This is a genomic window from Streptomyces sp. NPDC005262 (assembly GCF_042872425.1).
In the GTDB taxonomy this organism is placed as follows: domain Bacteria; phylum Actinomycetota; class Actinomycetes; order Streptomycetales; family Streptomycetaceae; genus Streptomyces.
In genome coordinates, this window is sequence record NZ_JBIAKK010000001.1 from 1036524 (window position 1) to 1051388 (window position 14865).

Sequence of the window (14865 nt, forward strand, 5' to 3'; positions counted from 1 at the left end):
ACTAGGGGTGAAAGGGGTCCGCCCATGCGGCATCGAGTCGTCGTCCTGGCCCTCGACGGGCTGCTCCCCTTCGAACTGGGCATCCCACAAAGGATCTTCGGCCTGGCACGCGGTCCCGAGGCCGGTGACCAGGGCCGGAAACTGTACGAAGTCGTGACCTGTTCCGTCCGCCCACCGGGACCGGTCGCCACCGACGCGGACTTCACCATCGCCGTCGAGCGCGGCCCCGAGACGCTGGCCACCGCGGACACGGTCGTCATCCCCTCCTCCTACGAACTCGGCCCCGTCTACGAGGAGGGCAGGCTGACGGACGCGCTGGCCACCGCGCTCGCGTACATCAGGCCCGGCACCCGGCTCGTCTCGATCTGCACCGGCAGTTACGTACTTGCCGCCGCCGGGCGTCTCGACGGACGCCCCGCCACCACGCACTGGTCGTCCGCCGACCACTTCCAGCAGCTGTTCCCGCAGGTCCGGGTCGACCCCGACGTCCTGTTCATCGACGACGGGGACGTCCTCACCTCCGCCGGGGTCGCCGCCGGGATCGACCTCTGCCTGCACATCGTGCGCCGCGACCACGGCACGGCCGTCGCCAATGACGTCGCCCGCCGCACGGTCGTACCGCCGCACCGTGACGGCGGACAGGCGCAGTACATCCGACGCCCCGTGCCCGAGGCACAGTTCGCGACCACGACGAGCGCGCGGGCCTGGGCGCTCGGGCGGCTCGACCGGCCGATCCTGCTGCGCGACATGGCGCAGCAGGACTCGATGAGCGTACGGACGTTCACGCGCCGGTTCCGTGAGGAGGTCGGGATCAGTCCCGGGCAGTGGCTCACCCAGCAGCGGGTGGAGCGGGCACGGGGGCTGCTGGAGGCCACGGATCTGTCGATCGACCAGGTGGCACGGGAAGCGGGGTTCGGGACGGCGACGTCGCTGCGCCAGCACGTCCAGGCGGCGTTGGGGGTGTCACCGACGGTGTACCGGCGGACGTTCCGGGCCGGGGTGGACGGTCGTTGAGGGCGCGGATGCGGCGCCCGAGGAGCTAGAACACCAGCACGCCGCGCGCCACTCTCCCGTGGTGCGCGTCGTCCGCCGCCTTCGCGAAGTCCTCCACCGGGTACGTCTCCGTCACCAGCTCGTCGAGGAGCAGCCGGCCGTCCCGGTACAGGTCCGCGTAGAGCGTGATGTCCCGCTGCGGGCGCGACGAGCCGTACCGGCAGCCCAGGATCGACTTGTCCAGGTACATCGACGAGACCAGGAACGACGCCTCCGCCGTCGCCGCCGGGACACCCAGCAGGATCGCCTGGCCGTGCCGGTCCAGGAGGTCGATCGCCTGCCGGATCAGCTCCGTGCGGCCCACGCACTCGAAGGCGTGGTCGGCGCCGGTCGGCAGGATTTCGCGCACGCCGTCCGCCGACGGCAGGAAGTGCGTCGCACCGAACTGCCGCGCCACCGCCTCCTTCGCCGGGTTGGCGTCCACCGCCACGATCGTCAGCGCGCCCGCGATCCGCGCGCCCTGGATCACATTGAGCCCGATGCCGCCGGTGCCGATCACGACGACCGTGTCCCCGAGGTCGACCTTCGCCCGGTTGAGTACGGCTCCGACTCCCGTCAGCACCCCGCACCCGATCAGGGCGGCGGACGTCAGCGGGATGTCGGTGGGGATCTTCACCGCCTGCACGGCCTTGACGAGGGTCCGTTCGGCGAACGCCGAGTTGGAGGCGAACTGGTACAGCGGCTTGCCGTCCCGCGAGAACGGCTGCCCGGGCATCCCGATCGCCTTGCGGCACATCGTCGGCCTGCCCCGGTCGCACTGGGCGCACGCGCCGCAGCTGGCCAGCGTGGACAGCGAGACATGGTCGCCGGGCGCGACATGCGCGACGCCCGCGCCGATCGCCTCCACCACGCCCGCACCCTCGTGGCCGAGCACCACCGGCAGCGGGAACGGAATGGTCCCGTCCACGACCGACAGATCGCTGTGGCACAGGCCGGCCGCGGCCACCGCGACGAGCACCTCGCCGGGCCCCGGGTCACGTATCTCCAGGTCGTCGACGACCTCGGTCTGCTTGCCGTCGAAGACGACGCCTCTCATCTCGGCTCCCTCGGTAGGCCGAGCACCCGCTCGGCGATGATGTTCCGCTGAATCTCGTCCGAGCCGCCGTAGATGGTGTCGGACCGGGTGAACAGGAACAGGTGCTGTGCCTCGTCGAGTTCGTACGGTGCGGTGGGCGACCAGTCGTCCGGGCCGACGGCTCCGGCGGCGCCCCTGATCTCCACGGCGAGCTCGCCGAGCCGTTTGTGCCAGCCGCCCCAGAGCAGCTTGGCGACGCTCGGGGCGCCCATGTCGCCGGAGCCTCCCAGGGTGCGCAGGGCGTTCCAGCGCATGGTCTTCAGTTCGGCCCACTGCCGGACGAGCCGTTCGCGCAGTACGGCGTCGGCGACCGCCCCGTCGGCGACGGCGGCCCTGACCACACGGTCCAGCTCGGCGGCGAAACCGATCTGCTGGACCAGGGTCGAGACGCCGCGCTCCAGGGCGAGCAGCCCCATGGCCACGGTCCAGCCGTCGCCCTCGCCGCCGACCACCTCCTCGGCGAGCGCGCCGTCGAAGAAGACCTCGCTGAACTCGCTCGTCCCGGACATCTGTCGGATCGGGCGCACCTCGACACGGCCCGGCTGGTCCATCGGCACCAGCAGGAACGACAGTCCGTGGTGGCGCTGCGAGCCGGGGGTGGTGCGGGCGAGGACGAAGCACCAGTCGGCGTCCTGAGCGAGCGAGGTCCAGATCTTCTGGCCGGTGACCCTGTACCGGCCGGCGCCGTCCGGCACGGCGGCGGTCCGCACCCCGGCGAGGTCGGAGCCGGCGCCTGGTTCGCTGTAACCCTGGCACCAGAGTTCTTCGCCCCGGGCGACGGCGGGGAGGAACCGCTGCTTCTGCGCGTCGGTTCCGTACGCGATGAGGGTGGGGGCGAGGAGGTTCTCGCCGATGTGGCCGACCCGGGCGGGGGCGGTGGTGCGCGCGTACTCCTCCGCCCAGGCGACCTGCTGGGTGAGGGTGGCGTGCCGGTTTCCGTAGCAGGCGGTCCCGGCGTCCCAGCCGAGGCCGATCCAGCCGGCGCGGCCCAGTTCCCGCTCCCAGGCGCGGCCGCCCTCGGCGGCGCAGGGCTGTGCGAGGTGGCCCTCCAGCCAGGACCGGGCCTCCTGGCGGAAGGCGGCGTCCGCCGCGTCGAACGCGAAGTCCACGTCCACTCCTTGGGGTCGGGCGGGAAATCCAGCCCCTCCGTCGGTCGAGGAGCGGGGTCCGGGGCGGGGCCCCGGCGGGAGGTCACGCGTTGGGCCTCGCCTTCGCCGCCGCCGCGGCCGCCATCGCCTCCAGCTGGGCCAGCATCGGCATCGGGTCCACTCCCACCGTCCCCGGCAGGAAGTCGGCGATCCGCTCCGGCGTCCAGGCCCCCTCCGCGTACCCCGCCCGCAGTTCCCTCGGCTGCGCCCAGACCGCGATCTTCGGGCCGGCGACCGTGTAGACCTGACCGGTGATCTTCTCCTCGCGGGCCCGGTCGCTCAGCAGGTAGACGACGAGTGCCGCCACGTCCTCCGGCTCGCCGATCTCCTTCAGTTCCATCGGGACGTTCGCGGACATCCGGGTCCGGGCCACCGGGGCGACCGCGTTCGCCGTGACGCCGTACTTGTGCAGGCCGAGCGCCGCGCTCCGGACGAGCGAGATGATCCCGCCTTTCGCCGCGCTGTAGTTGGCCTGGGCGACGCTGCCCTGATGGTTGCCGCTGGTGAAGCCGACCAGCGTGCCGCCGCCCTCCTGCTTCCGCATGACCGACGAGGCCGCCCGGAAGACGGTGAAGGTGCCCTTCAGGTGGGTGGCGACGACGGGGTCCCACTCCTCCTCGGACATGTTGAACAACATCCGTTCGCGCAGGATCCCGGCCACGCACACGACTCCGTCGATCCGCCCGAACTGCGCCAGCGCCGTGTCCACGATCCGCTGTCCGCCCGCCATCGTGGAGATGTCGTCGGCGACCGCTACGGCCTCGCCGCCCGCCGCCTCGATCTCCTTCACGACGGACTCGGCTATCTCGCTGCTCGGTTCGCCGCCCTCGACGGAGACGCCGTAGTCGTTGACGACGACCCGGGCTCCCTGTGCCGCCGCGGCCAGCGCGACCGCTCGCCCGATGCCACGGCCGGCACCGGTCACGGCCACCACCTTGCCTGCCAAGAAGTTCCCCATGCCCGGCCCCTTCCCGCGGTTTCTGACGGACCGTTAGATTTTACGGGTAGTCGGCTCCGTCAGCACAAGACCGGCGACCCATCGATTCCAGGAGGCCCCATGCCACTGCCGGCCGAGTTCCACGAGATCGCCAAGCGCGTGAACAACTGGGGCCGCTGGGGCGCGGACGACGAGATCGGGACGCTCAACCTGATCACCGACGCGGTGGTACGGGACGCGGCGGCGACCGTCCGCACCGGGCAGCGGATCCCTCTCGCGCTCGCCCTCCAGCAGGACGGTGTGCAGAGCGGGCTGATTCCGGGGCGGGTCAACCCGCTGCACACCATGGTCCAGATCAATCAGGAGATATTCGGCCCCGGCACGGTCGCCACCAGCGACGACGTCGTGACGCTCGGCCTGCAGGCGGCCACCCACTGGGATGCGCTCACGCACGCCTCGCACTCCGGGAAGATCTACAACGGCCGCCCCGCCGCCACCGTCACCGCGCACGGCGGCGCACAGTTCAGCTCCATCGCCGCACCCCCGCACCTCGTCTCACGCGGTGTACTGCTGGACGTGGCGCGCGCCCGCGGCGTGGACCGGCTGCCCGGCGACCACGCCGTCACACCGGAGGACCTGGCCGCGGCCGAGGAGTTCGGCGGGATCCGGGTCCGGTCCGGTGACATCGTCCTCGTACGGACCGGGCAGATCCAGGTCTATCTGGCGGGCGACAAGCATGCGTACGCCTATCCGTCTCCCGGCCTGTCGATCCGGACGCCCGAGTGGTTCCACGCGCGCGATGTCGCCGCGGTCGCCAATGACACACTGACCTTCGAGATCTTCCCGGCGGAGATGGAGGACCTGTGGCTGGGTGTGCATGCGCTGGACCTGGTCGAGATGGGCATGCTGCAGGGCCAGAACTGGAACCTGGAAGAGCTGTCCACGGCCTGTGCGCAGGCGAGGCGCTACGGCTTCCTGCTCTCCGCGATGCCGGAACCGTTCGTCGGCGCCACGGGCACCCCGGTCGCCCCGGTGGCCGTCCTCTGACTCCTAGGCGGGGTGGGTGACGACGGCGGGCGACGGCTCATGCACACCGGCCCCGGGCACCCCGACCTGCATCTGGACCTGCACCACGGGCGCCCCGCGGTCCACCTCGCACCAGATCTGCTTGCCGGCGCCTTCCGGCTGCCAGCCCCAGCGGTCGGCGAGGCCGTCGACCAGCTCCAGGCCCCGGCCGCCGGTGTCCTCGCCCGCCGCGTGCCGCTGCTGCGGCGGGCGGCAGCTGGTGTCGGCCACCTCGACCCGTACGGTCCCGGCCGTCCCCGCCGTCTCGGCCGCGCCGAACAGCATGCGCAGCACGGCCGGACAACCGGTATGGACGACCGCGTTGGTGACCAGCTCCGAGATCAGCAGGATGAGCGTCTCGGCCAGCGGCTCGTCGTCCCTTATCCCGGACCCGACCAGTCTCGACCGCGCCCACCTGCGGGCCCGCCCGACCTCTGCGGGATCCGGCCCGACCTCCAACTGAACCTGAAGCACCTGCACCGCTCACACCATCCGAACCGGCGGACACATCGCCTCGCGCCTCCTCAGGGTCACGGAACGTGATTCCCTTACGAGACAGCATGGTTGACGTACAGTCACCGCAACAAGCGCTTCGGGCATATTCCAGCGCGAAGGAGTACGCGTGGTGCATACTGTGCGACGCACGCTGCGGGGGGTCGAACAGAAGCACACGGAGGGCGCGGGAATCGCCCCACGGGCAGGCCCGGCGCTTCCGACGGGAACGCGAGCAGGGCGCCTCGTCCGCGCCGGAGTCGCCCCACGGGCCACACACGGATCGTCCGGTTCCACAACCACTCGCATCCAACGGAGCGTACCCGAGCCGACGGCAACTGCGGCCCGTGACGAATCACGCAAAGGACACAAGCCGGTATCGGCACTTACCGACTGCGCTGCGTGACTCCGCAGCGTGAAGCCGTGGGGTCTTTCGCGTGACGTGCATGCACTCGGCACTCATCGTCCGGCCGCAGCCGCACCCGTCCCCGATCAGCCCTCGGTCCGCCCCGCGCTCAGCACAGATCAGCCGCAAGCGCCTCCTCGGCCTCGGCCGCCGTCAGCCACTGCCCGGCCCGCAGCCACGCCCGCTTGAGGTGCAGATGCACGTCCGCCTCCCAGGTGAAGCCCATCCCGCCGTGCACCTGGAGACAGTCCCGTGCATTGCGGACGGCCGCCTCGTCGGCGAGCAGCTTCGCGCCGGCGATCTCGACCGGGTCCGCGGTCGCGGCCGCCGCGTACACCACGGTACGGGCCACCTCGGTGCGCACCAGCATCTGGGCGCACAGGTGTTTGACCGCCTGGAAGGCGCCGATCGGCGAGCCGAACTGCTCGCGCCCACGGGCGTGTTGAACAGCCATCTCGGTGGTGCGGGCGGCGCTGCCGAGCTGCTCGGCGGCGGCCAGCAGCACGCCTTCCCGCCGGAACCGCGCCGCCTCGGCCCCGGGCACGGGGTCCCCGAGCACGGCCGGAGCCGTCACACGGTGCAGCGGCGTGAGCGGATCGAGTGACCGTACGGGGCGGGCGGCGCCCCGTACGAGCTCGCGCAGCGCAGCCCCCTCCAGCACCCGCACCTCCCCTCCCACCAGGGCGATCAATGCGTCCGCCGCCCCCAGGTGGGCGACCGGGCGACCCTCGTCGAGCACCGCGACCACCGCCCCGCCCTCCGCCGCCCCCTTCACCGCACCGGCGGCGAGATGCGAGGCCGCCAGCGGTCCGGGCAGCAGCACCCGTCCCGCCTCCTCGAACAGCAGGACGGCTTCGGGCAGCCCGAGCCCCACCCCGCCCTCCGCCTCCGGCAGCCGCAACGCGAAGAACCCGGCCGCGCCCAGCTCTCCCCACACCACCCGGTCGACGTCCGTGCCCGCGTCGAGCGCCGCCCGCATCCGGTCCCTGCCGAAGCGGCCGGCGAGCAGCTCCCGTATCCCGGCCCGCAGGGCCCGCTGGTCGTCCGAAAGCTGGAAGTCCACAGTCCGCTCAGCGCCCCTTCGGCAGGCCGAGGATCCGCTCGGCGACGATGTTCCGCTGGATCTGCGAGGTGCCCGCGGCGATGGTGTACGAAAGCGAGGCCAGCCGGTCCAGGACCCACTCCCGGTCCAGATCGGCGCCGTCCGCGCCGAGCACCTCGGCCGCCGCGTCGTACAGCTCCTGGCGGGCCTGCGAGTAGCGCAGCTTGAAGACCGAGCCGCCGGCGCCGGGCACGCCACCGCTGCCCCCGGCCCGCTGCGCCTCGCTGACGTTCCATTGGGTGAGCCGCCACAGCGCCCGGAATTCGGCGTTCAGCCTGCCGAGCGTCCTGCGCAGCACGGGGTCGTCCCAGCGGCCGTTCGCCCGGGCCTCGGCGGCCAGGGCGGCCAGGGTGCGACGGCAGGCGACGACCTCGCCGACGAACGCCGTACCGCGCTCGAAGGAGAGGGTGACCATGGTGACCCGCCAGCCGTCGTTCTCCGCGCCGACCCGGTGGGAGACCGGTACCCGCACCTCGTCGAGGAACATCTCGGCGAATTCGGTGGACCCGGCGAGCGTGCGCAGCGGGCGGACGGTGACGCCGGGGGCGTCCATCCGCATCGCGAGCCAGCTGATCCCGCGGTGCTTCGGCGCGGCCGGATCCGTGCGTACGAGGAGCTCGCACCAGTCGGCGACCTCCGCGTGCGAGGTCCAGATCTTCTGGCCGCTGACCACGTAGTGGTCGCCGTCGCGGACCGCCCTGGTCCGCAGCGAGGCCAGGTCGGAGCCCGCTTCCGGTTCGCTGAACCCCTGGCACCAGATCTCGTCGCCGCGCAGGACCGGCGGCAGCCAGCGGGCCCGCTGCTCGGCCGTGCCCTCGGTGGCGATCGTCGGCCCGGCGTGCAGCAGCCCGACGAAGTTCGCGCCGACGTACGGCGCCCCGGCCCTCTCCGTCTCCTCCAGGAAGATCAGGTGCTGGGTGGGGGTGGCGCCCCGCCCGCCCGCGTCGACGGGCCAGTGCAGCCCCGCGTAGCCGGCGTCGTACAGCATCCGCTGCCAGGCGGTGTCGTACGCCCGCCGCCCCGGCCAGTCGTCGGGACGGGGCTTCGCGGGCAGGCCGGGGAGCACTTCGCCGAGCCACTCCCGCAGCCGCGTCCGGAACTCCTCCTCCTGGGGCGTGTACGACAGATCCGTCACTTGCCGCGGTCCCGGTCGAGGTCCAGGCCCAGCATCCGGATCGCGTTTCCGCGCATCAGTTTGTAGACGGTCTCGTCGTCCAGTCCCTTGACGTGATCGAGGGCGACCTCCTTCGTGTGCGGGAAGGTCGAGTCGACGTGCGGGTAGTCGGTCTCGAACGTCGCGTTGTCCCGCCCGACCACATCGAGCGACGCGACACCGTGCTTGTCGCGGAAGAAACAGCAGAACATCTGCCGGTAGTAGTACGTCGACGGCGGTTCGGGGATCAGATCACGCACCCCGCCCCACGCCCGGTGCTCCTCCCACACGTCGTCGGCGCGTTCCAGGGCGTACGGGATCCACCCCATCTGGCCCTCGCTGTAGGCGAGCTTCAGCCGCGGGTACTTCACCAGCACCCCGCTGAACAGGAAGTCCATCATCGAGGCCATCGCGTTGTTGAAGGAGAGCGAGGCCTGTACTGCGGGCGGGGCGTCCGGCGAGGCGGCCGGCATCTGCGAGCTGGACCCGATGTGCATGTTGACGACCGTGCCGGTCTCCTGACAGACCGCGAAGAACGGGTCCCAGTGGCCGGTGTGGATCGACGGCAGCCCGAGATGGGTCGGGATCTCGGAGAAGGTCACCGCCCGCACCCCGCGCGCGGCGTTCCGCTTGATCTCCGCGACCGCCAGGTCGATGTCCCAGAGCGGGATGATGCAGAGCGGGATCAGCCGGCCGCCGCTGTCGCCGCACCACTCCTCCACCATCCAGTCGTTGTAGGCGCGGACACACGCGACCGCCACTTCTTTGTCCTGCGCCTCGGCGAAGGTCTGGCCGCAGAAGCGCGGGAAGGTGGGAAAGCAGAGCGACGCCTCGACGTGGTTGAGATCCATGTCCTTGAGCCGTTCGACCGGGTCCCAGCAGCCTCGGCGCATCTCGGCGCGGGTGATGCCCTCCAGCGTCATGTCGTCGCGGTCGAAGCCGACTGCGGCGATGTTCCGCTTGTACGGGAACTTCAGGTCCTCGTAGATCCACCAGTCGGTCGGCGGGCCATCCGGATCCATGGTGATCACGTATTTGCCGCCCGTGTACGCCAGCTCGCCGATGCCCGCGGTCAGCGGCTGCGGACCGCGGTCGCGGTACTTGGCGGGCAGCCAGGTCGAGAAGAGGTGCGGCGGCTCGATCACATGGTCGTCGACGCTGACGATCCGAGGCAGTTCCGTCATGGTGTCCCCTTCGGCGCACACGGCTCGTACCGGACACGTGTCCGGTACGCATCCGATACATATCTGATGACCCGTCAGATTCAGTTCGGCTCCCAGGCTAGCCCCGCACCCCTGGACCGACAAGGCGCGGCGCTCTACGCTCTCCGCACGATCTGACTACCCGTCAGTTACGAGGGAACGGGGAACGCAGTGAACGAGACCGCACACGCCCTGGGCGCATCGGCCACCTTCTGGGAGCTCATCGAGCGCCGCGCCGCGCTGACGCCGGACCGCCCCGTCCTCCTCCAGGACGACCGCTCCCTCACCTTCGGCGAGCTGCGCGAGCGCTGCGAACGGGTCGCGGCCGGGCTGTACGGGCTGGGAGTGCGCCCCGGCAGTGTGGTCGCGTGGCAGCTGCCGACCCGCCTCGAAACGGCGCTGCTCTCCTTCGCCCTCACCCGGATCGGGGCCGTCCAGACACCCGTCATCCCGTTCTACCGGGACCGCGAGGTGGGGTTCGCGCTACGCGAGTCGAAGGCCGGCTTCTTCGCCGTACCCGGCACCTGGCGCGGCTTCGACCACACGGCGATGGCGCACCGGCTGGCCGCGGAGCTGGACCGTCCACCGCTGGTGTTCGAGGCGTACGACCAGCTGCCGGACGGCGACCCGGCGGTACTGCCCGCACCGCCCACCGACGGCACGGCGGTGCGCTGGATCTACTGGACGTCGGGGACGACCTCCGACCCGAAGGGCGTCCTGCACACCGACCGCAGCCTGATCGCGGGCGGATCGTGCCTGGCCCACGCGCTTCACCTGTCGGCCGACGACATCGGTTCGATGGCGTTCCCGTTCGCCCATATCGCCGGGCCGGACTACACCGTGATGCTGCTGCTCTACGGCTTCCCGGCGGTCCTTTTCGAGCAGTTCGCCATGCCCGGCGCGCTGGACGCCTACCGGCGCCACGGAGTGACGGTTGCGGGCGGCTCGACCGCGTTCTACTCGATGTTCCTGACCGAACAGCGCAAGGACACCACGGCCAGGGTGGTCCCCACCCTGCGGCTGCTGGCGGGCGGCGGGGCACCGAAGCCTCCGGAGATCTACCACGCGGTCGTACGGGAGATGGACGTCCAGCTCACCCACGGCTACGGCATGACCGAGGTACCCATGATCACCATGGGCGCCCCGGACGACATGGTGGAGCACCTCGCCGAGACGGAGGGCCGGCCGCCCGAGGGCATGGAGATACGGATCACCGACGAGGACGGCAAGCCGCTGCCGTACGGCAGGGACGGCGAGGTACGGCTGCGCGGGGAGGCCGTCTGCCAGGGCTATCTGGACGCGGCCGCGACACGGGACGCCTTCGACGGGGACGGCTTCCTCATCACCGGTGATGTCGGCCATCTCCTGAAGAGCGGCCATCTGGTCCTCACCGGCCGGCTCAAGGACATCATCATCCGCAAGGGCGAGAACATCTCCGCCAAGGAGATCGAGGACCTCCTCCACCGCCACCCCGGCGTGGCCGACGCGGCTGTGATCGGCCTGCCGGACATGGAGCGCGGGGAACGCGTCTGCGCGGTCGTCGAGCAGCCGGCCGGAGCCGGGACGCTGACACTGGCGGAGCTCGCCGGGTACCTGCGGACGGAGGGGCTCTCGGTGCACAAGCTGCCGGAGCAGCTGGAGGTGGTGGACGCACTGCCGCGCAACGAGACGCTGCGCAAGGTGCTCAAGTACAAGCTGCGCGAGCAGTTCTCCTGATGCGCGCACACGGAGCACGCCCGTGGGGCGCGGGAACCCACCCCGGCACGCCGGGATGGGGCCGGGTGGGGCCCCGGCGAGGAGGCCACGCACCCGGCCCGGTCGGTGACGCGCTGCGGACCGCTCCGAAGGAAGAGCCCTACGCGTCCGGCTCGATCACCGTGAAGTAGACGGCGAACGCGGCCACCGCGTCCTCCTCGGCGATCCGGCCATCATGGTCCGCATCCAGACTCCGTGCCGCCAGGCTCGCCGATTCGGCGCTCGCACCGAGCACCTTCAGCGCACGCTCCACCGCCGGCACCGAGGCCGCCCCGTTGTCGTCGTTGTCCGCCACGGCGATCGCCGCGCGGAGGAACGGACGAGCGATCTCCGCGAAGCGCTCGGGGTTGTCGCGCAGCCGTTTCACGGCCCCGCCCACGAACTCCTCACGGGTGACGCGCTGGTCCCCGTCGACGTCTGCGATGCCCGCCATGCCCTGCCAGAAGGCCTCGGCCCCGGTGTAGAGCGCCTGGCCCTTGTCGGAGCGGGCCGTCGTACCGAATTCGGCGAGCAGACGGGCCGCGGCGGCATTGAAATCGGCGCGATCGATGTATCCGTTGCCGTCCTGGTCGAAAGCGGCGAACCGGAAAGCGATCTTGCGCTCGTACTCTGCGCTGTCCATGCGGGGAGCGTACGACGCCGGACGGCGTCACGTGTCACTTACGCGCGCCACCGGTGTTACAACCTGGTCTTAACGCCGGGTGGCGGACACGTTTCAGGCCGAGAGCGGCTGGGCCTCTTCGTCGACGGCCGCGTCCCGGTCGGGGTAGACCTCGAACAGCCGGCGCACGCCGAGGGCGGCCAGCACCCGGTTGACGTGGGAGCCCTCCTCGGCACCCCGGGCAGGCAGGATCAGTCGCAGCCTGCCGCCGCAGGAGCGCATCAGGCGGCGCGCGGCGACCAGCACGCCGACGCCGCTGGAATCGCAGAACAGCACCTCGGAGAGGTCGAGCACCACATCGTGCCGTCCGACAGCGACCGCGTCGTGGACGCTCTGGCGGACGACCGGCGACGTCACCAGATCCAGTTCGCCGTATATGCGCAGTACGGTCCATGGGCCCTGCTCGGTTTCGGCCACTTGCAGAGTCACGCAACTCGGCCTCTCGTTCCGGGGATCCCAACGATCCGGAAGTATCCGTTCCTCCTCGCGGCTGCCCCGCCGCGCGCCCATGAAACACCGACCCACCGAGGAAGACACAGCTGGTTTCAGGCAGAAATGATCACTTCAGGTCCGATTCCAGCACCCTCGACGCCGCATTCCCTACCATCCAGGGCGTTCACGAGGGCGTACTTGCCGCAAAGAGACGTGCGTGGTCAGCACGGCCGACTACATTCGACGTGACGAGGGGTACAGGGCTGGGGGTCCTATGGCGAAAGACACACCACCCCGCTGGGACCGCAAGATGCAGCAACGGCTGGCACGCGGCGAGGCGGCGGCCCTCGGCGAGCTCTACGACCGTTTCGCCTCGCTCGTGCACAGCCAGGCCCACCGGATGCTCGACGACGAGTCGGCCGCCGACCTGGTGACCCGCGAAGTCTTCGGTTACGTGTGGGAGAACCCCGACGCGTACGACCCCAAGCAGGGCTCGATGCGGTCCTGGGTCGCCCGGCTCACCCACCGCCAGTCCGTGCGGCGGCTGCTCGGGACCGAGCCGTCCGCGTTCGCGCAGGGATACGAGGACGGGACGGACGACGACGGCGGCGAGACCGGCGGTGCGGAAGGAACCGTGGCCCGGGAGGAACTGGAGGAGCGGGTGCGGCGCGCCACGGCCGCGGCCCGCGCCGACTACATCGTCGCCTCCATGCCCGCACCGCTGCGGGCCGCGCTGGAGCTCGCGTACATCCAGCGCAGGGACTACCGGCAGACCGCGGCCGACCTCGGGGTGACCGAGGACGAGGCCCGCCGTCGCCTGCGGCTCGGGCTGCAGCTGCTCTCCACCGCCAACACCCGCGCGCTCGAAGGGTCCTCGCCACCCGGATACGGACGCGCCCTGTGAGCGCGAACGACGACGCGGACGGGCGCGACGACGAGGCGCAGGGCGCACGGCGCATACCGGGACCGCGGGCCGCCGCGGACGACTTCGACCTCGACGCCGTACCGCTGCCCGCCCCGCGCACGGACCCCACACAGCAGAGGACACCGGGGCCGGGAACGGAACCTGGAACGGAGCCCGAGCCCACGGCTGAACCGGCGGTGCCGCCGAGCCCGCCGGAGCCCACGGGACGCGCGACACCCATGGAACCCGCGGCACCGCCGGCCCTGGCGGCCTCGCCTGCCCTGGTGCTCCCCCACCGCGTCCTGAAGTCCCTGCTCGGCGCGTGGGCCCTCGCCGCCTGTTCCGCCGAGGAGACCGAAGCCGTCGAGGCGCACCTCACCGAATGCGCCGCCTGTGCGGACGAGGCGCTGCGGCTGCGCGACGCGGTCGGCCTGCTGCACACCGACGGCAGCCTGGACCTCGATCCGATGCTGCGCTCCCGGGTGCTCGACGCCTGTCTGAGCCGTCGCCCGGCCGATATCCCGGTACCGGAGTGGGCCGCTCCTTACGACGCGGAGACCGCCCGGCTCGATGCCCTGCTCCGTGACATCGGTCGCTCGGAGTGGCACGCGCCGGTGCGGCTGAAGTGGTTCGAGCGTGAGCGGGCGGTCAACCGGAAGACGACGGTCGCCGGCGTGATCGGCCATCTCATGACCGTCGACGGACTGGTCAGCACAGCCCTCGGCCTGGACGATCCGCTCGGCGTCGCCAGCGGCAGCCGGGGCGGGAGCGGCGCCGCGCCGGGCGGCGTCCCGCTCTCCCCCGGCGCGCGCACCGAGGCCTACTGGTCGGCCGCCCGGCGCCCGCCCACCCGGGCCGTCCGCGAGCCCTGGCGCGAGCAGAGCCACGCCCTCATCCGCACGGTGTCCTTCGCCGGCCGCGGGGCCGCCGAGCTCTCCGTGTCGTACGGGGAATTCGCCCTTCCGCTCCAGGACTCCATGCTGGACCGGGCCTTCGAGTGCTGGGTGCACGGCGGCGACATCGCGGACGCGGTGGACTATCCGTACGAGGCCCCGTCGGCAGCCCATCTCCACCGGATGATCGACCTGGCCGCGCGGCTCCTTCCGGCCGCCCTCGCCGGACGCCGGCGGGCCGGGCTCGCGGGGCCCGCCCGCCATCTGGTGACGGCCGGTTCGCCGGGCCGTTCGCTCCATCTGGAGATCGAGGGCTCGGGCGGCGGCGACTGGTACATCGCGCTGGACTCCCCGGCCGCGCTCGGCTCACCCGCCCACGCCGTCGCGCAGGTGGCACTGGACGGCGCCGAGTTCTGCCAGCTGGTCGCGGGCCATGTGTCGCCCGTCGAGGCGGCGGCCGGGCAGGAGGGCGACCGTGAGGCGATCCGCGATGTCCTGTTCGCCGCGGCGTCGCTCAGCCGCCTCTGAGCCGTACCGCAGCCGCCTCTGAGCCGTACCGCAGCCGCCGCTGAGCCGAACCGCCGGTG

General features: G+C 71.6%; 14 protein-coding genes. 5 read left to right on the plus strand and 9 right to left on the minus strand.

What is annotated here, in order from left to right; translation table 11 throughout:
• Window positions 1-24: 24 nt before the first annotated feature.
• Entirely contained in the window at window positions 25-1014 is a 990-nt protein-coding gene (locus ACFYP5_RS04665; protein ID WP_389030415.1) for a GlxA family transcriptional regulator, read from the plus strand.
• Between the two features lie 25 nt (window positions 1015-1039).
• Here ACFYP5_RS04665 and ACFYP5_RS04670 read toward each other — a convergent pair whose 3' ends face one another.
• From ACFYP5_RS04670 to ACFYP5_RS04680, 3 genes are all read right to left on the minus strand, one after another.
• The gene (locus ACFYP5_RS04670) at window positions 1040-2089 is read right to left on the minus strand and encodes a Zn-dependent alcohol dehydrogenase (protein ID WP_389030418.1); all 1050 of its coding nucleotides are present in this window, start codon (window positions 2087-2089) and stop codon (window positions 1040-1042) included.
• On the minus strand, window positions 2086-3237 hold the full coding sequence (locus ACFYP5_RS04675) for an acyl-CoA dehydrogenase family protein (protein ID WP_389030422.1): 1152 nt from the start codon (window positions 3235-3237) through the stop codon (window positions 2086-2088). Before ACFYP5_RS04675 ends, ACFYP5_RS04670 begins: the two co-directional genes overlap by 4 nt.
• A gap of 82 nt (window positions 3238-3319) precedes the next feature.
• A complete protein-coding gene (locus ACFYP5_RS04680; RefSeq protein ID WP_389030425.1) occupies window positions 3320-4234 on the minus strand; it encodes an SDR family oxidoreductase in 915 nt (304 codons plus the stop codon).
• Between the two features lie 99 nt (window positions 4235-4333).
• Between ACFYP5_RS04680 and ACFYP5_RS04685 the strand changes: the two genes are divergently transcribed.
• A complete protein-coding gene (locus tag ACFYP5_RS04685) occupies window positions 4334-5260 on the plus strand; it encodes a cyclase family protein (RefSeq protein WP_389030428.1) in 927 nt (308 codons plus the stop codon).
• A 3-nt stretch (window positions 5261-5263) separates the two neighbouring features.
• On the opposite strand, the gene ACFYP5_RS04690 is transcribed toward ACFYP5_RS04685, so the two are convergent.
• From ACFYP5_RS04690 to ACFYP5_RS04705, 4 genes are all read right to left on the minus strand, one after another.
• On the minus strand, window positions 5264-5758 hold the full coding sequence (locus tag ACFYP5_RS04690) for an ATP-binding protein (protein WP_389030431.1): 495 nt from the start codon (window positions 5756-5758) through the stop codon (window positions 5264-5266).
• A gap of 527 nt (window positions 5759-6285) precedes the next feature.
• Complete coding sequence (locus ACFYP5_RS04695; RefSeq protein WP_389030434.1) at window positions 6286-7239, minus strand: acyl-CoA dehydrogenase family protein; 954 nt, start codon at window positions 7237-7239, stop codon at window positions 6286-6288.
• A gap of 7 nt (window positions 7240-7246) precedes the next feature.
• Complete coding sequence (locus ACFYP5_RS04700; RefSeq protein ID WP_389030437.1) at window positions 7247-8413, minus strand: acyl-CoA dehydrogenase; 1167 nt, start codon at window positions 8411-8413, stop codon at window positions 7247-7249.
• On the minus strand, window positions 8410-9615 hold the full coding sequence (locus tag ACFYP5_RS04705) for an amidohydrolase family protein (RefSeq protein ID WP_389030440.1): 1206 nt from the start codon (window positions 9613-9615) through the stop codon (window positions 8410-8412). Before ACFYP5_RS04705 ends, ACFYP5_RS04700 begins: the two co-directional genes overlap by 4 nt.
• 189 nt (window positions 9616-9804) lie before the next feature.
• Here ACFYP5_RS04705 and ACFYP5_RS04710 point away from each other — a divergent pair, with 189 nt between their 5' ends.
• Entirely contained in the window at window positions 9805-11349 is a 1545-nt protein-coding gene (locus ACFYP5_RS04710; RefSeq protein WP_389030442.1) for a class I adenylate-forming enzyme family protein, read from the plus strand.
• Window positions 11350-11488: 139 nt separating this feature from the next.
• Here ACFYP5_RS04710 and ACFYP5_RS04715 read toward each other — a convergent pair whose 3' ends face one another.
• A complete protein-coding gene (locus tag ACFYP5_RS04715) occupies window positions 11489-12010 on the minus strand; it encodes an EF-hand domain-containing protein (RefSeq protein ID WP_327126241.1) in 522 nt (173 codons plus the stop codon).
• 93 nt (window positions 12011-12103) lie between these two features.
• Complete coding sequence (locus tag ACFYP5_RS04720; RefSeq protein WP_389030445.1) at window positions 12104-12478, minus strand: STAS domain-containing protein; 375 nt, start codon at window positions 12476-12478, stop codon at window positions 12104-12106.
• A 277-nt stretch (window positions 12479-12755) separates the two neighbouring features.
• Here ACFYP5_RS04720 and ACFYP5_RS04725 point away from each other — a divergent pair, with 277 nt between their 5' ends.
• A complete protein-coding gene (locus tag ACFYP5_RS04725; protein WP_389030448.1) occupies window positions 12756-13385 on the plus strand; it encodes an RNA polymerase sigma factor in 630 nt (209 codons plus the stop codon).
• Entirely contained in the window at window positions 13382-14806 is a 1425-nt protein-coding gene (locus tag ACFYP5_RS04730) for a maleylpyruvate isomerase N-terminal domain-containing protein (protein ID WP_389030451.1), read from the plus strand. Before ACFYP5_RS04725 ends, ACFYP5_RS04730 begins: the two co-directional genes overlap by 4 nt.
• Window positions 14807-14865: the final 59 nt, after the last annotated feature.